This is a genomic window from Burkholderia sp. AU44665 (assembly GCF_030504405.1).
Lineage (GTDB): Bacteria > Pseudomonadota > Gammaproteobacteria > Burkholderiales > Burkholderiaceae > Burkholderia > Burkholderia semiarida.
In genome coordinates this window covers 128,617-144,811 of sequence record NZ_JAUJRI010000011.1, presented here as the reverse complement: position 1 = coordinate 144,811, position 16,195 = coordinate 128,617, and the positions used below count along the sequence as shown (strand labels likewise).

General features: G+C 67.4%; 17 protein-coding genes. 10 read left to right on the top strand and 7 right to left on the bottom strand.

What is annotated here, in order from left to right:
- Window positions 1-274: 274 nt before the first annotated feature.
- The gene (locus tag QZM15_RS22300) at window positions 275-541 is read left to right on the top strand and encodes a hypothetical protein (protein ID WP_011545926.1); all 267 of its coding nucleotides are present in this window, start codon (window positions 275-277) and stop codon (window positions 539-541) included.
- 42 nt (window positions 542-583) lie between these two features.
- On the opposite strand, the gene QZM15_RS22295 is transcribed toward QZM15_RS22300, so the two are convergent.
- Complete coding sequence (locus QZM15_RS22295) at window positions 584-1,900, bottom strand: ATP-binding protein (protein WP_059576612.1); 1,317 nt, start codon at window positions 1,898-1,900, stop codon at window positions 584-586.
- Entirely contained in the window at window positions 1,884-2,609 is a 726-nt protein-coding gene (locus QZM15_RS22290) for a response regulator (protein WP_006493394.1), read from the bottom strand. Before QZM15_RS22290 ends, QZM15_RS22295 begins: the two co-directional genes overlap by 17 nt.
- Before the next feature lie 224 nt (window positions 2,610-2,833).
- Here QZM15_RS22290 and QZM15_RS22285 point away from each other — a divergent pair, with 224 nt between their 5' ends.
- The gene (locus QZM15_RS22285; RefSeq protein ID WP_302107253.1) at window positions 2,834-3,388 is read left to right on the top strand and encodes a periplasmic heavy metal sensor; all 555 of its coding nucleotides are present in this window, start codon (window positions 2,834-2,836) and stop codon (window positions 3,386-3,388) included.
- Window positions 3,389-3,457: 69 nt separating this feature from the next.
- On the opposite strand, the gene QZM15_RS22280 is transcribed toward QZM15_RS22285, so the two are convergent.
- Window positions 3,458-4,168 carry a pirin family protein gene (locus QZM15_RS22280; RefSeq protein ID WP_302107252.1) on the bottom strand — a complete coding sequence of 237 codons (711 nt, stop codon included), beginning with the start codon at window positions 4,166-4,168 and terminating at the stop codon, window positions 3,458-3,460.
- A gap of 366 nt (window positions 4,169-4,534) precedes the next feature.
- Between QZM15_RS22280 and QZM15_RS22275 the strand changes: the two genes are divergently transcribed.
- The 4 genes from QZM15_RS22275 (at window position 4,535) to QZM15_RS22260 (ending at window position 7,741) form a co-directional block, all read left to right on the top strand.
- On the top strand, window positions 4,535-5,317 hold the full coding sequence (locus QZM15_RS22275) for an ABC transporter substrate-binding protein (protein WP_059576902.1): 783 nt from the start codon (window positions 4,535-4,537) through the stop codon (window positions 5,315-5,317).
- A 226-nt stretch (window positions 5,318-5,543) separates the two neighbouring features.
- A complete protein-coding gene (locus tag QZM15_RS22270; RefSeq protein ID WP_006489645.1) occupies window positions 5,544-6,233 on the top strand; it encodes an ABC transporter permease in 690 nt (229 codons plus the stop codon).
- Window positions 6,230-6,943: an ABC transporter permease gene (locus tag QZM15_RS22265; protein WP_059576621.1), complete on the top strand. Its 714-nt coding sequence runs from the start codon at window positions 6,230-6,232 to the stop codon at window positions 6,941-6,943. The genes QZM15_RS22270 and QZM15_RS22265 overlap by 4 nt, the downstream gene beginning before the upstream one ends.
- An 18-nt stretch (window positions 6,944-6,961) precedes the next feature.
- Window positions 6,962-7,741 carry an ABC transporter ATP-binding protein gene (locus QZM15_RS22260; RefSeq protein ID WP_302107251.1) on the top strand — a complete coding sequence of 260 codons (780 nt, stop codon included), beginning with the start codon at window positions 6,962-6,964 and terminating at the stop codon, window positions 7,739-7,741.
- 71 nt (window positions 7,742-7,812) lie between these two features.
- On the opposite strand, the gene QZM15_RS22255 is transcribed toward QZM15_RS22260, so the two are convergent.
- Complete coding sequence (locus tag QZM15_RS22255; protein ID WP_059646352.1) at window positions 7,813-8,310, bottom strand: GNAT family N-acetyltransferase; 498 nt, start codon at window positions 8,308-8,310, stop codon at window positions 7,813-7,815.
- A 134-nt stretch (window positions 8,311-8,444) separates the two neighbouring features.
- Between QZM15_RS22255 and QZM15_RS22250 the strand changes: the two genes are divergently transcribed.
- Both QZM15_RS22250 and QZM15_RS22245 read left to right on the top strand, forming a co-directional pair.
- Window positions 8,445-9,371 carry a LysR family transcriptional regulator gene (locus QZM15_RS22250; protein ID WP_226222658.1) on the top strand — a complete coding sequence of 309 codons (927 nt, stop codon included), beginning with the start codon at window positions 8,445-8,447 and terminating at the stop codon, window positions 9,369-9,371.
- A 542-nt stretch (window positions 9,372-9,913) separates the two neighbouring features.
- Window positions 9,914-10,999 carry a porin gene (locus QZM15_RS22245; RefSeq protein WP_059576905.1) on the top strand — a complete coding sequence of 362 codons (1,086 nt, stop codon included), beginning with the start codon at window positions 9,914-9,916 and terminating at the stop codon, window positions 10,997-10,999.
- Between the two features lie 177 nt (window positions 11,000-11,176).
- Here QZM15_RS22245 and QZM15_RS22240 read toward each other — a convergent pair whose 3' ends face one another.
- Both QZM15_RS22240 and QZM15_RS22235 read right to left on the bottom strand, forming a co-directional pair.
- Window positions 11,177-11,515 (bottom strand): P-II family nitrogen regulator, encoded by a 339-nt coding sequence (locus QZM15_RS22240; protein WP_006398637.1) that lies wholly within the window; start codon window positions 11,513-11,515, stop codon window positions 11,177-11,179.
- Window positions 11,516-11,598: 83 nt separating this feature from the next.
- Window positions 11,599-13,320 (bottom strand): NAD+ synthase, encoded by a 1,722-nt coding sequence (locus QZM15_RS22235; RefSeq protein ID WP_060311931.1) that lies wholly within the window; start codon window positions 13,318-13,320, stop codon window positions 11,599-11,601.
- A gap of 109 nt (window positions 13,321-13,429) precedes the next feature.
- On the opposite strand from QZM15_RS22235, the gene QZM15_RS22230 reads away from it, so the two are divergent.
- Both QZM15_RS22230 and QZM15_RS22225 read left to right on the top strand, forming a co-directional pair.
- Window positions 13,430-14,605 (top strand): GNAT family N-acetyltransferase, encoded by a 1,176-nt coding sequence (locus QZM15_RS22230; RefSeq protein ID WP_059576635.1) that lies wholly within the window; start codon window positions 13,430-13,432, stop codon window positions 14,603-14,605.
- An 89-nt stretch (window positions 14,606-14,694) separates the two neighbouring features.
- A complete protein-coding gene (locus QZM15_RS22225; protein ID WP_302107250.1) occupies window positions 14,695-15,537 on the top strand; it encodes a GIY-YIG nuclease family protein in 843 nt (280 codons plus the stop codon).
- A 54-nt stretch (window positions 15,538-15,591) separates the two neighbouring features.
- Here QZM15_RS22225 and ppa read toward each other — a convergent pair whose 3' ends face one another.
- On the bottom strand, window positions 15,592-16,119 hold the full coding sequence (ppa, locus tag QZM15_RS22220) for an inorganic diphosphatase (RefSeq protein WP_006489643.1): 528 nt from the start codon (window positions 16,117-16,119) through the stop codon (window positions 15,592-15,594).
- Window positions 16,120-16,195 lie beyond the last annotated feature (76 nt).

Sequence of the window (16,195 nt, the reverse complement as noted above, 5' to 3'; positions counted from 1 at the left end):
CCCGGCGCATGGGCGGATGGCGGGCGCGCGGTACGGAACGGCCCGGCCGCGGTCCTGCGGCCGGCACGCAGGCCCGAATTATGCCGTGATCCGGCCCGGCCGTGAACCCGCCACCCGCATGCGGCCACAAACCCTGTGCGGCATCAGCAGCCGGATACGGCGAAGCAGGTATGATCGGGGCTAGCCCCCGGGTCCGGTTCGGCCGTGTCGCGGCAATGTGCACGGCCCTCTGTCAACAGGCCACGGGGATCGACCGACGAGCGGGAGGAAGGGAATGGCAGGAAACTTGGTGATCGTCTGTCGCGATCAGGATGCCGACGCGTTCTATGAACTGATGCAGGAGTACGGGTCGTTCCAGACGCGGCTGTCGTCCACGGCATGGTACCTGAACATGAACGTCGTGCCGGAATCGCTGCAGGAGGAAATCCTGGAGCGCCTCGGCCGGTATACGACCGTCTATATCTTCGAGGCCACCACGGTGACCTACAACACGATCGACAGCAATGCGGCCGAGACGCTCGGCACGCTGTTCGGCGAATGAAGCCGCGCGGCGCCTGCCCGGCCGGGCAGGCGCCGCAGCCGCTCATGCGGCTTGTTCGTGAGGTTCGTCCTTCGGCACGGCCTCGAACGGGAACGTCATCGACACACGCAGGCCGCCTTCGGGGCGATTGCCGATGTCGCATGCGCCACCCAGCCTGAGCACGAGCCGCTCGACGATCGCGAGCCCGAGCCCGCTGTGGCCGTTGCCGCCGCGCGCGGGATCGAGCCGCACGAACGGCCGCGTGGCGGCCGCGAGGTCGCGCGGCGCGATGCCGCCGCCGCTGTCGCTGACCGACAGCACGTAGCCGGCCGGCGTGCGCGCCGTCTCGACGAATACGGGCGGTGCACCGTACGCATGCGCGTTGTCCAGCAGGTTCGACAGGATCCGGTCGAGCGTCGCCGTCGGCAGCCGGAAGCCGGGATCGGCTTCCAGCCGCGTCTGGACCGTCGGCGCGTTCGGCGCGACCGCACGATAGCTGCGCGCGATCCGCTCGCAGGCCTGATCGACCGGCACCGGCTCGCTGCGGTCGGCCCCGCCGTGTGCGAATACCAGGAACTGGTCGACGATGTGCGACATCGAGTCGACGTCGCGCACGACGCCGTCGCGCAACCGCGCGTCGTCCATCATTTCGGCCCGCAGGCGCATCCGGGCGAGCGGCGTGCGCAGGTCGTGCGCGACGCCGGCCAGCATCACCGCGCGATCGCTCTCGGCCTGCGACACCTGCTCCACCATCTGATTGAAGCCGCGCGTGAGCTGGCGCAGCTCGCGCGGGCCGCGTTCGCGCAGCGGCGGCACCGGCTGCCCGCGGCCGAAACGCGCGACCGCGCGCGCGAGCGAGCGCAGCGGCTGCTGCAACTGCCAGGCGGCGAACAGCGCGGCGATCACGCCGGCCGAGAAGATCGTGCCGAGCCACAGCAGCATCCGGTCGAGCGAGCGCGGCGGCCGCAGCGGCTGCACGGGCACCACGATCCAGTTGCGGTCGGCCGGCTCCTTCACCCACAGCACCGGCGGATGGCCGGGCGCGCCGATCTCGACCTGCGTGCCGGGCGGCATGCGCTCGCTCACGTCGTCGCGAAACCGCTTCAGCGGCGGCGGCAGCCCCGAATCGCCGCCCTTCGGCACGTCGGCGCTGTCAGGCGACACGAGCCTCACGCGCGACGGCAGCGGCTGGTCGGGCGTGCGCGCGACGTGCTGGCGCACCGCATCGACGAGGAACGCGGCCTCCTCGACCGCATAACGCGTCTGCATCTGGTTGCGCTCGAGCCGCATCGCGAAGAACCATGCGAAGTGCGACAGCAGCAGGACGCCGACGACGAGCAGCGCCAGCCGCCCGAACAGTGAATCAATGGGTTTGCGCATGGGCCTCGCCGTCGGGCACGAACACGTAGCCGCGCCCGCGGACCGTCTGGATGAAGCGCGGCGTCGACGGATCCGTTTCGAGGATGCGGCGCAGGCGCCATACCTGGACGTCGATGCCGCGGTCGGTGCCGTCGTACTCGGGCCCATGCAGCAGCTCGAGCAGCCGCTCGCGCGTGAGCGTGCGCAGCGCATGGTTCACGAAGATCTTCAGCAGCGCGAATTCGCTGCTCGACAGCGTGGCCGGCTTGCCGTCGACCGACAGCGTGCGCGCCTGGAAATCGAGCAGGAAGCGGCCGAACGCGAACGGCTCGCGCTGCTCGGGGGCGGCGGCCGACGGCGTCGCGCGGCGGCGGCGCAGCACGGCCTGCACGCGCGCGAGCAGCTCGCGCGGGTTGAACGGCTTGCCGAGGTAGTCGTCCGCGCCGAGCTCGAGCCCGACGATGCGGTCGACGTCGTCCGCCCGCGCGGTCAGCATGATCACGGGGATGTCGTCGCCGGCCGCGCGCAACTGGCGCAGCGCGGTCAGGCCGTCCACGCCCGGCATCATCAGGTCCAGCACGATGAGGTCGGGCCGCTCGCGCTCGAGGCGCTTCTCGAGCGTCGCCGCGTCGTGCAGCACGGACACTTCCATCCCCTGGCGCACGAGATAGTCGCGCAGCAGGTCTCGGAGTTCTTGGTCGTCGTCGACGATGAGGATCTGGGTAGTCATGGCTCGAAGTTTACCGCGCGAGGGTGGAGTCGAAGAACGAAACAAAGGGACGAAAGGGTTACTGCGGGTTACCGCGCAAGGGAACTGTAATGCACGGTAACCGGGCCGCCACCCTGCGTAACACCCGCCGGGGCCTGCATCGCTAACCTGCGTCTTACCGGATGCGGTACCCGGCTTCCCCGGCACCGCATCGTCGGACCCTTTGGATTCAAGGAGTTTCTGAAATGTATAAGAAGACTTCCCGCGTGGCCATCGCGGCCGCCGCCTTGCTCGCTCTCGCATTCGGCACCGCGCATGCCGCGCAGCCCAACGACGTGCCGCCGCCGGGCGGCCCCGGCATGCACCGGATGCACGGCGAGCATGAAGGCGGCCCGTTCGGCGCGATCATGAAACTGCACGACCAGCTGAAGCTCAATGCGTCGCAGGAACAGCAATGGCAGGCGGCCGTCAACACGATGAAGCAGAACCGTGACGCGATGCGCAAGAGCCACGAGCAGATGCGCGAGCAGTTCAAGGCGCAGCAGAACCAGCCGATCCTCGACCTGAGCGCGATGCATTCGGCGCGCCAGCAGGCCGAGGCGCAGAACGCGCAACTGCGCGAGCAGACGTCCGCCGCATGGCTCACGTTCTACAACGGACTGAACGACCAGCAGAAGACGATGGTCAGCACGGCGCTCAAGCAGCAGTTCGCGAACATGGAGCAGCGCCACGAGAAGATGAAGGCGCGGTGGGAGCAGCATCGCGCGGCCGCCAAGGGTGCGTCGGCGCCGGCGCAGTAAGCGGGCGGGCCGCGTTGCGCAGCGGCGCCGAAGGGGACGCAGGCACCGGCCTGCGTCCCCTTTTTCGTTTCAGGCGACGTCGAACAGCAGCACCTCGGCCAGCCGGCCGCGCGCGAACGCCACCGCGTCCGCCCCGCCGATCCGCGCGCCGTCGCCGGCCGCCAGCGCGCGGCCGTTGACCTCGACCTCGCCGCGCGCCACGTGCACGTAGATGCTGCGCCCGGCCGGCACGTCGAACGCCGTCGTCTCGTCGCCGTCGATCAGCCCCGCGAAGATGCGCGCGTCCGCCCGCATCGACAGCGCGCCGTCGCCGCCGCCGGGCGCCGCGACGAGCCTCAACCGGCCGCGCTTCTCGTCGTCGGCGAAACGCCGCGCCTCGTAATCGGGCCGCCCGCCCCGCCCGGCCGGCTGCAGCCAGATCTGCAACAGGTGCAGCGGCCGGTCGCGCGACGCGTTGGTTTCGCTGTGCACGAGCCCCGTGCCGGCGCTCATCCGCTGGACGCCACCGGTTCGGACGATCGCGCCGCAGCCGAGGCTGTCGCGGTGCGCAAGCACGCCATCCAGTACGTAAGCGACGATCTCCACGTCGCGGCGCGGCTGCATCCCGAAACCGCGCGTCGGCGCGATCAGGTCCTCGCTCAGCACGCACAACGCGCCGACGGGCGGACGCACCGGCGCGGGCTCATGCCCGGTGCGGCAGGCGGATGAAAAGCTGTGACTCGATTCGAGCCAGCCGTGGCGCGTGTGCCAGCGGTCTTCGGCGCGCAGGATCTGGAACATGGAGGTGGACGCTCGGGGGCGCAGGTGTTCTGTTCGGGTTTACCTCCACTGTAGGGGGGCGCCGAACGCGCCACAATCCGCCGCCAATGCACCTCATTGTTGCAAGCACGCCACCAATTGCCGGAATATTCGTTGCGAATGCCACGACTGCCGCAACAGCCGAATCGAGGAATCGGTCGATCGCGCCGGATTGCCGTTTTCCGGGTATCGCGTTCGGGTAAAATACCGCCCTTTTGGCGTTCGCCCTCGAGGCGGCCGCCCACGCCAGAGCGCCTATCGGCGATTTTTGGCCGTCTAGAATACGCCGCGGCGCCCGGTCCGACCGGCCGCGAGCGCCCCCGGAAAGTCAGCAACAGAAGGATGGAAATGAAGAAGGCCGCCCTGTGCGCCGCCCTCGCCCTCGTGGCGGGCAGCGCCTTCGCGAAGGAGTGGAAGACCGTGCGGATCGGCGTCGACGCCAGCTACCCGCCGTTCGAGTCGACCGCGCCGAGCGGCGAGATCGTCGGTTTCGACGTCGATCTCACCAAGGAAATCTGCAAGCGGATCAACGTGAAATGCGTGTGGGTGGCGCAGGATCTCGACGGGATCATCCCGGCGCTGAAAGCGAAGAAGTACGACGTCATCGTGTCGTCGCTGACGGTCACGGACAAGCGCCGCGAGCAGATCGACTTCTCCGACAAGGTGTATGACGCGCCCGCACGGATGATCGCGAAGGCCGGCTCGCCGCTGCGGCCGACGGTCGCGTCGCTGAAAGGCAAGCGCGTCGGCGTCGAGCAGGGTTCGACGCAGGAATCGTACGCGAAGGCGTACTGGGAACCGCAGGGCGTGACGATCGTTCCCTACCAGAACCAGGACCAGGTCTATGCCGATCTCGGCACGGGCCGCCTCGACGCGACGCTGCAGGACGAGCTACAGGCCGACTACGGCTTCCTGCGCACGCCGCGCGGCAAGGGTTTCGCGTTCGCCGGGCCGGAAGTGAAGGATCCGAAGACGATCGGCGACGGCACCGCGATCGGCCTGCGCAAGGAAGATACCGACCTGAAGCTCAGGATCAACCAGGCGCTGGCCGACATGCACAAGGACGGCACGTACGACCGGCTGTCGCACAAGTACTTCTCGTTCAGCGTCTATTCGGCGCCGGCCCGCTGAACGCGGACAAGAAGAAGCAGCGGATGCGGGGGCGGCCCCGCGTCCGCGCAGTACAGGCAGTCAACCACGCGCCGCCCGCCCCTTGCCCGCCGCTCGCGACGGGTAGACCCGGCACCGTTGCCGGGGCGGACGGTCATGATACGCACGGGGCGTTCCGCGCAGCTTGGCGGGCGCGTCTTTCGCGGCGCACGGCGTGCGCCCCCAGGGACCACACCAGGGACCCCATATGTTTCTACAAGGCTACGGCCCGCTGATCCTCGCCGGCACCTGGCAAACCGTCAAGCTGGCGGTGCTTTCGCTTGCGCTGTCGTTCCTGCTGGGGCTGCTCGGCGCCGGCGCGAAGCTGTCGCGCAACCGCGTCACGAACGGCGTCGGCACCGTCTACACGACGCTGATCCGCGGCGTTCCCGATCTCGTGCTGATGCTGCTGCTGTTCTACAGCCTGCAGATCTGGCTGAACATGGCGACCGACGCGCTCGGCTGGGACCAGATCGACATCGACCCGTTCCTCGCCGGCGTGCTCGTGCTCGGCTTCATCTACGGCGCGTACTTCACCGAGACGTTCCGCGGCGCGTTCCTGTCCGTGCCGCGCGGCCAGCTCGAGGCCGGCAGCGCCTACGGGATGACGAACTGGCAGGTATTCACGCGGATCATGTTCCCGCAGATGATGCGCTTCGCGCTGCCGGGCATCGGCAACAACTGGCAGGTGCTCGTGAAGTCGACCGCGCTCGTGTCGATCATCGGCCTGGCCGACGTCGTGAAGGCGTCGCAGGACGCCGGCAAGGGCACGCTGCGGTTCTTCTTCTTCACGCTGATCGCGGGCGCCGTCTACCTCGCCATCACGACGATCTCGAACTTCGTGCTGATGTGGCTCGAAAAGCGCTACTCGACCGGCGTCCGCAAGGCTGACCTATGATCGAACTCATCCAAGAATACTGGCGCAACTATCTGTACACCGACGGCTATCGCATCACCGGTGTCGCGATCACGCTGTGGCTGCTGGTCGTGTCGATCGGCCTCGGCTTCTGCCTGTCGGTGCCGCTCGCGGTCGCGCGCGTGTCGAAGAAGAAATGGCTGTCGGGCGCCGTGTGGCTGTACACGTACGTGTTCCGCGGCACGCCGCTCTACGTGCAGCTGCTGCTCTGCTACACGGGCCTCTACAGCCTGCAGGCCGTGCGCGGCACGCCGATGCTCGATGCGTTCTTCCGCGACGGGATGCACTGCACGCTGCTCGCGTTCACGCTGAACACCTGCGCGTACACCACCGAAATCTTCGCGGGCGCGATCAAGGCGACGTCGTACGGCGAGATCGAGGCCGCGCGCGCGTACGGGATGTCCCCGTTCACGATGTATCGCCGCGTGATCCTGCCGTCGGCGCTGCGCCGCGCGCTGCCGCTGTACAGCAACGAAGTGATCCTGATGCTGCACGCGACGACGGTGGCCTTCACCGCGACCGTGCCGGACATCCTGAAGATCGCGCGCGACGTGAACTCGGCGACCTACATGTCGTTCCACGCGTTCGGCATCGCCGCCCTGCTCTACCTCGTGATCTCGTTCACGCTCGTGTGGCTGTTCCGCCAGGCCGAGCGCCGCTGGCTCGCGTATCTGCGCCCGCAAGGCAAGTAAGTTTTCGCAGGATTACTGATGAACTCCCAGACCCAGAAGCTTTTCGTCGACGATCTCCACAAGCGGTACGGCGACAACGAGGTGCTCAAAGGCGTGTCGCTGAAGGCGAACTCGGGCGACGTGATCAGCGTGATCGGCTCGTCCGGCTCCGGCAAGAGCACGATGCTGCGCTGTATCAACTTCCTCGAGCAGCCGAACGCGGGCCGCATCTTCGTCGATCGCGAGGAAGTGCGCACCGCGCTCGACAAGACGGGCGCGCTGCGCGCGGCCGATCCGAAGCAGCTGCAGCGCGTGCGCACCAAGCTGTCGATGGTGTTCCAGCACTTCAACCTGTGGGCGCACATGAACGTGATCGAGAACGTGATGGAAGCGCCGGTGAACGTGCTCGGCATCCCGAAGAAGGAAGCCGAGGAGCGTGCGCGCGAGTATCTCGAGAAGGTCGGCCTCGCGCCGCGCGTCGAGAAGCAGTATCCGTCGCATTTGTCGGGCGGCCAGCAGCAGCGCGTGGCGATCGCGCGGGCGCTCGCGATGCATCCGGACGTGATGCTGTTCGACGAGCCGACCTCCGCGCTCGACCCGGAGCTGGTGGGTGAAGTGCTGAAGGTGATGCAGAAGCTGGCCGAGGAAGGCCGCACGATGATCGTCGTCACGCACGAGATGGGCTTCGCGCGCAACGTGTCGAATCACGTGATGTTCCTGCACCAGGGCCGCGTCGAGGAGGAAGGCGTGCCGGCCGAGGTGCTCGCGAATCCGAAGAGCGAGCGCCTGCGCGCGTTCCTGTCGGGCAGCCTCAAGTAACGCCCGTCACCCGCCACGCCCGAACGGGCGCCCCGCGGTTCGCCGCGCGGCGCCCGTTTCACGTTTACCCGTCACGCGGCGCTCACCGGCGCGCCGTCGGCGAACGCGCGCAGCTCGTCGCCCGCCAGCCGGTAGCGCACCCATTCGCTCTGCGGCGCCGCGCCGACGCGCTCGTAGAAGCGGATCGCCGGCTCGTTCCAGTCGAGCACGCTCCATTCGAAACGCCCGCAGCCGGACTCGACCGCGACCCGCGCGAGCGCCTTCAGCAATTGCAGCCCCGCACCGGCGCCGCGAAAACGCGGCGACACGTACAGATCCTCCAGATACAGCCCCTGCCGCGCGAGCCACGTCGAATACGAGAAGAAATACACGGCGAACCCGGCCGGCTCGCCGTCGACCTCGCAGATCAGCGCACGCGCCGGCGAGCCTTCGCCGAACAGGCTGCGTTCGAGCGATTCGGGCGTGGCGACGACTTCGTGCTCGGCCTTCTCGTAGACGGCCAGTTCGGTGATGAAGCGCAGGATCAGCGGCACGTCGGCGACGGTCGCGGAGCGAATATCGATTTGCACGGGTTGAGCCCTCCTCCGGCCCGGATGTGAAACGGACAAGCGGCGCCGCGCAACCGCACTGGCGCCGTTCGAACCGTCATGCTACGTTCGCGCCGTGCCTGCAGGAAGTGCAGTTTCTTCATCCAGACCTGAACATGATGCATCCCGATCTGCGCCGCCTCGACCTGAACCTGCTGCTCGTGTTCGACGCGTTGTACCGCCACCGGTCGGTCGCGGCGGCCGCGCACGAACTCGCGCTGAGCCCGTCGGCGTTGAGCCACGCGCTCGCGCGGCTGCGCGACGCGATCGGCGATGCGCTGTTCGTGCGCCTCGGCAACGAGATGCAGCCGACCGTGCGCGCCGACGACATCGCCACGTGGGTCGGCGACGCGCTCGATGCGATGTCGAAGGGGCTCGCCCGCGCGCGCCGCTTCGATCCGGCGCACAGCGACCGCACGTTCGTGTTCGCCGCGACCGACTACACGGCGTTCGCGGTACTGCCGGCGTTCCTGGCCCGCATCCAGCACGTGGCGCCGCACCTGCGGATTCGCGTCGTCCATTCGGACCGCAAGATTTCCGTCGACGAGCTCGCGGCCGGCCGTATCGACTTCGCGCTCGGCTACCACGAGGAATCGGCGGCCGACGCGCCGGGCATCGAGGACTTCGACTGGTTCTCCGACGACTACGTCGTGATCGCGAGCGCCGCGCATCCGGACATCCGCCGGCGGCTGACGCTCGACCAGTATCTGGCGGCTCGCCACGTCGTCGTCACGCCGTGGAACGAGTCGCGCGGCGTCGTCGACTACGTGCTCGATCGCCTCGGCCTCGCGCGGCACGTGGCCGTGCAATTGCCGACCGTGCTGGCCGCGCCGTTCGTGATCGCGGAGTCGGCACTCCTGATGACCGTGCCGAACCGCGCCGCGCAGGCGCTGCGGCACGCGGCGCCGATCCGCATCTTCCCCGCGCCGTTCGAGATCCCGCGTTACACGGTGAAGGTCTACTCGCACGCGAAGCATGCGCGCACCGATGCGCACCGCTGGATTCGCGCGCAGATGCTCGACGCGCGGCCGAGCCCGGACTGAGCGCGGCACGCGGCAGCACGGACGTTCCCGGCGTCGACCGGCGATGGCGGCAATCGCCCGAATCATTACGAAATACTTACCAATTTCGCGACTTTCGCGCTTACGCCGGCGCCCTGGCAACGTCAATAGTGGCAATCCTTGACCCACGCCCGCGGAAACCACGTTTCCCTTGTGGCACAAGGGTTTTCCGGTAATCGAGCACCCTTGGGACACCTGTCGCGCACCGTGTTGCATGGCAATTTGGCGACAGCGGTTAGTCAAACAACGATTTCCGTCGCCACAAAATTGTATTTTTGCTAAATTAGTAACCAAAGTAGCAAAACGAAGTTCGTGAAATGTAGTTTAGCTTCACGACACAACAAGGAGACCCCGCAGGCCGACCCGGCTGCGCGGGACCGCTCAACGGTTTTCCGTCTGCTTGCCCGCGTGCCGCGCTTACCGGCCCTGCACGAGGTCTCCCTGGTTATCCCGCTTTTGCCCGGCGCTCGCGCTCCGGGCATCTCGTGCAGTCTGGGTTGACTTTTTGACAGGGTATGGAGGAGATGATGAAGAAAGCTTTGGTCGCGGCCGCGCTGATGGCTGCTGGGGTGGTGACGGCGCACGCGCAGAGCAGCGTCACGCTGTATGGCCGCCTGGATGCCGGCCTCGAGTACATGAACGGCCTGCAGGACGGCCATCGCTACCGTGCGGAGAGCGGCGACTGGGGCACGAGCCTGTGGGGCTTGAAGGGTAGCGAGGACATCGGCGGCGGCAACAAGATCCTGTTCCACCTCGAAGGCGCGTTCAACACGATGAACGGCGGCCTCGGCACGAGCGGCTCGATCTGGGATCGTTTCGCGACCGTCGGTATCTCGAACGACCGCTACGGTACGCTGCTGCTGGGTCGCGAACTCGCGATCGCCAACGGCGTGTGGGACTTCGACCCGTTCGGCCAGTCGGCCTGGTCGACGGCCTCGCTGGTGCGCGGCCGCAACTGGAACAAGACCAGCAACAACGTGTCGTACCAGTCGCCGTCGGTCTACGGCCTCGACTTCTACGGCCAGTTCTCGTTCTCGAACTCGACCAGCTTCAACGGCAACACGACGGCCGGCGCGCCCGGCCGTGCCATGGGCGGTCAGGTCACCTATACGAACTCGCTGTTCCAGTTGCGCGGCATCTACGACGAAACGCGCGACAGCAACGGTCGCTTCTCGGACGTGTTCAACTACTCGCGTGAATACTTCGCGGGCGTGAACGTGTTCCTCGGCCAGTTCAAGGTTCAGGCGGCTTACCAGGCATCGCGCGCCGACGGCAGCGGCGGCCCGGCAGCGAACGCCGGCGTGACCGGTACGCAACAGGTGTGGGGCGGCGTAACGTGGCAAGCCACGCCGGCAGCGGCGCTGATCGCGGCCGTGTATCACGTGAACGCGAACCACGGCGGCGGCAACGCGAACATCTACACGGTCGGCGGCTCGTACAACATCTCGAAGCGCACGCTGTTCGACGTCCAGGTCGCCACGGTGCGCAACAGCTCGACGGCCAACTTCGGCCTGAACGCGAACAATGCAGGCACCGCCGTGTCGACCGGCAACCCGCATCCGGGCGGCAGCCAGACCGGCGTCTACGCCGGTATCCAGCATCTGTTCTGATCAGGCGCCGTCAAAGAACGATTCGACAACGTTTTCCACGCTGCTGCGAGAGGCGCGTATCGGTGCGGTACCCAACCGGGTATCCGCACCGTTTTTTCTTGGGCGGCGGATGCGTGCGACCCGCGGCCCGATCGGCCGAAGCGGCCGGGAAGTGATCGAACGGCCCGGACGCGGCGCTCAGACGGCCGCTTCGTTCTCTTCGCCGGTGCGGATGCGGATCACACGCTCGACGTCCGACACGAAGATCTTGCCGTCGCCGATCTTGCCGGTGCGCGCCGCGCCGATCACCGCGTCGATCACCTGATCGACCTGCGCTTCAGCGACGACCACCTCGATCTTCATCTTCGGCAGGAAATCGACGACGTATTCCGCGCCGCGATACAGCTCGGTATGGCCCTTCTGGCGGCCGAAGCCTTTCACTTCCGTCACGGTCAGGCCCGTGAGACCCACTTCGGCGAGCGCTTCGCGGACTTCGTCCAGCTTGAACGGCTTGATGATGGCGGTGATGCGTTTCATGATGGTTGTCCCTCAATGCTCGTTTGGGTGAAAAATCGCGATCCCGATTGTAAGCCGGCGGGCCGCATCCGGCCCAGCACCGCTCAATCGAGCCGTTCGGTGAAGCGCGAGGTGATCGGGTAGCGCCAGTCGCGCCCGAATGCGCGGTGCGTGACGCGGATGCCGATCGGCGCCTGGCGGCGCTTGTATTCGTTGATCTTGATGAGCCGCGTCACGCGCTCGACGTCGGCCTGCGCGTAGCCGGCCGCGACGATCTCGGCGAGCGGCCGGTCTTCTTCCATGTACATCCGCATGATCGCGTCGAGCACGTCGTACGGCGGCAAGCTGTCCTGGTCGGTCTGGTTCTCGCGCAGTTCGGCCGACGGCGCGCGTGTCAGGATCCGCTCGGGGATCACGTCGCGCCGCCCGTAGTCGGTCGTTTCGTTGCGATAGCGGCAGAGCCGGTACACGAGCGTCTTCGCGATGTCCTTGATCACCGCGAAGCCGCCGGCCATGTCGCCGTACAGCGTGCAGTAGCCGACCGCCATCTCGCTCTTGTTGCCGGTCGTCAGCACGATCGAGCCGAACTTGTTCGACAGCGCCATCAACAGCGTGCCGCGGATGCGCGCCTGGATGTTCTCCTCCGTCGCGTCTTCGGGGCGGCCCGCGAATTCATCGGCAAGCGCGGCGCGGAAGGCATCGAACATCGGCGCGATCGCGATCTCGTCGTAACGCACGCCGACGCGCCGCGCCATCTCCGCCGCATCGGTGGTCGAGATGTCGGCCGTGAAGCGCGACGGCATCATCACCGCGCGCACGCGCTCGGGCCCGAGCGCATCGCACGCGACGGCCAGCACCAGCGCCGAATCGACGCCGCCCGACAGCCCGATCAGCACGCCGGGAAAGCCGTTCTTGCCGATGTAGTCGCGCACGCCCGTCACGAGCGCGCGATACACCTGCGCATGCGTCGACAGCTCGGGCGCGATCGCGCCGGGCAGCGGCCGCGCGCCGTCGAATTCGACGATCGCGTGCCCTTCGTCGAACTGCGGCATCTTCGCGACGAGCGCGCCCTCGCCGTCGAGCACGAACGAACCGCCGTCGAACACGAGCTCGTCCTGGCCGCCGACGAGATTCACGTAGACCATCGGCAGCCCGGTCTCGCGAATCCGCGCGCGCAGGATGTCGATGCGCACCGCTTCCTTGTTCATGTGGTACGGCGAGCCGTTCGGGATCAGCAGCACCTGCGCGCCGGCCGCCTTCGCGATCTGCGCGGCCGACGCATGCCATGCGTCCTCGCAGATGATCACGCCGTATTTCACGCCGTTCAGCTCGAACACGAGCGGCTCGGTGTCGGTCGCGAAGTAGCGCTTCTCGTCGAACACCTCGGCGTTCGGCAGATCCTGCTTGCGGTAGGTGCCGACGATCTCGCCGCCGACGATCAGCGACACCGCGTTGAAGGTATCGGTGGGCGGCACGCCGCGCTCGATCGGGCGGTTTGCATTACCATCGACGGCTGACGCGCTGCCCGGTCCGCTGCCCGCACCCCTGCCCGGTCCGCGCAACGGATGCCCGACCAGCACCGCGAGCCCGTCGAACGCCTTCAGCGCGTCGGCGAGCGCATCGAGTGCGGCGGCCGCCGCCGCGTAGAACGCGGGCCGCAGCAGCAGGTCTTCCGGCGGATATCCGGACAGCGCGAGTTCGGGCGCGACCATCAGTTGCGCACCATCGTTGTGCGCGGCGCGCGCGGCCGCGACGATGCGCGCGACGTTGCCGGCGAAATCGCCGACGGTGACGTTGATCTGGGCGAGAGCGAGTCGGGTCTTCATGGCGGGAGCGGCGCAGCCCGGCGGCGCGCCTTGAACGGCTGACGAAATCGATCCGGGCGCGGGCCGCGACGGCCCGCATCCGGCAACATCCAACGGTACGGATTCACGCTTGAAACACGAACGCATCGATTATCGCACGGGCATCCTGTCGTCCCCCGCCGAGGTGCCGGCCGACGAATGGAACGCGCTGCTCGCGCGCGACGCACAGCCCACGCCGTTCCTGCGCCACGAATTCCTCGACGCGCTGCACGTCGCGCGCTGCGCGGTGGACGACACCGGCTGGTCGCCGCACTTCGTCACGCTGACCGACACGCACACGGGCCGGCTCGCGGCCGCCGCGCCCGTCTACGCGAAACAGCATTCGTACGGCGAATACGTGTTCGACTGGGCATGGGCCGACGCGTACCAGCGCAACAACCTGCCCTATTACCCGAAGCTGCTGTGCGCGGTGCCGTTCACGCCGGTGCAGGGCACGCGGCTGCTCGCGGCCAGCGACGACGCGCGCCGCCGGCTCGCGGCCACGCTGCTCGCGTTCGCCGAGCAGAGCGACGTGTCGTCGCTGCACGTGCTGTTCCCGACCGGCGATGAAGCGCGGCTGCTGGAATCGATGGGCATGATGCTGCGCGAGGGCGTGCAGTTTCACTGGCTCAACGACGGGTACCGCCACTTCGACGATTTCCTCGGCACGCTCGAGCAGAAGAAGCGCAAAAACATCCGCGCGGAACGGCGCAAGGTACACGACGCGGGCGTGACGTTCCGGCGGCTCGCCGGCGATCAAATCACCGACGCCGACTGGCGCTTCTTCTCGCGCTGCTATCGGCAGACCTACCGCGAGCACTATTCGAGCCCGTACCTGAACCTCGACTTCTTTCGCACGATCGGCGCGACGATGCCCGAGAACCTGCTGCTCGTGATTGCGGAAGCCGACGGCCAGCCGATCGCGAGCGCGCTCGCGGTGTACCGGCGCGGCGAGCACGGCGGCGGCACGCTGTATGGCCGCTACTGGGGCGCGATCGAGCACGTGCCCTGCCTGCATTTCGAAACGGCCTACTACCAGTTGCTCGAATTCTGCATCGAGGCCGGGCTCGACACGTTCGAAGGCGGCGCGCAGGGTGAGCACAAGCTCGCGCGCGGCTTCCTTCCCACCGTCACGCATTCCGCGCACTGGCTCGCGCATCCGGCGTTTTCCGATGCGGTCGCGCGCTTTCTCGAACGCGAGACCGAGCATATCCACGCGTACGTCGACGAACTGCGCGAACACGATCCGTTCCGGCGCGGTACCTGACGGCGAGCCGCATCACGTCACCGCACGTCACGCACCGGAGCACGCGCAAATTCTGAGACACTGGCGGCTTCGCATCCCGCCGCCCCGCCATGTCCTGGTTTCTGTATCTGATCGAATGCACCGACGACAGCGTCTACACGGGCATCACGACCGATGTCGCCGCGCGCTTCGACGAACACGCGTCCGGCAAGGGCGCGCGCTACACGCGCTCGCGCAAGCCGCGCGCGGTGCTCGCGTCGTTTCCGCTGCCCGACCGGTCGAGCGCGTCGCGCGCCGAATACTGGGTGAAGCGGCTCACGCCCGCGAAAAAGCGCGAGCTGGCGGCTGGCTTGCGGACGCTCGAATCGGTGGTGCCGGTGGTGATCACGCTCGACGAGAGCGGCGACACGACGGGGACGAAGGCGACGGCGCGCGGGCGGAAGAAGGGGCAGGCGGAAAACATCGACGATGCGGCGAAGACGGCTGCCACGGAACAGGTTGCCGGGAAAAAGGTGAAGACCGGGAACGTTGTCGGGTCTGCAACGGCCGCGAGCACGGCGAAGCCTGCGAATGGCAAACAAGCGTCGAAGTCGACGAAGGCAAATCGAGCCGCGCCGGACGCGAAACGCGCAAAAACCGACGGCGATGCAGCCGCAAAAAAGACCTCGGCGCGTGGCACACCGGTCAAGAAAACCGGCCAGCCGCCATCCGCATCGTCAACCAGGAAGGCACCAGCCGCCGCCGGCAAACTCGCCGCGAACGTACGCGAGGACGCCGCTTCCGCACCGGCCCGCCGCCGTTCCTCGGCCACGAAAACCGCCGAAGCGATCGCTCCGTCCATTGCCCCGCCCCGCGCGAAACGCGCGAAGAAAGCACCGGCCACGCCCTCGCCTGTCTCCGCGTCCGCCAGCCGGAAAACCGCCCGCGCAAAACAAAACCGCGCGGCCTCCTGACGAGACACGCGCGGTTTGCGCTCCGTACGCACCGGCCAGCGGCCGGCACGCCGCTTACTTCTTGTAGTTCGCGGCGCCGTCGGTGATTTCCTTGTGCGCGGCTTCGATGCCGGCCCAGCCTTCGACCTTCACCCACTTGCCCTTCTCGAGCGCCTTGTATTGCTCGAAGAAGTGCTTGATCTGATCTTTCAGGTACTCGGGCACGTCGTCGATCGTCTTCAGGTTCGCCGTCATCGGGCAGATCTTGTCGTGCGGCACCGCGACCAGCTTCGCGTCGACGCCCGACTCGTCGGTCATCTGCAGCATGCCGAGCACGCGCGAACGCACGATCGAGCCGGCCAGCAGCGGGAACGGCGTGATCACCAGCACGTCGACCGGATCGCCGTCGCCCGACAGCGTCTGCGGGATGTAGCCGTAGTTCACCGGGTAGCGCATGCCCGTGCCGATGAAGCGGTCGACGACGAGGAGGCCCAGTTCCTTGTCCGCCTCGTACTTCACCGGATCGCTTTGCGCGGGAATCTCGATGATCACGTTGAAATCTTGCGGCAGGTCCTTGCCGGCCGGAACATGATTGAAGCTCATGAGCACTCTCTGTAGGTCGATGGGAATTCGGGACAGGGCGCCGCGGCCGATGCACCGCCGCAGCGCCCCCCAAAAG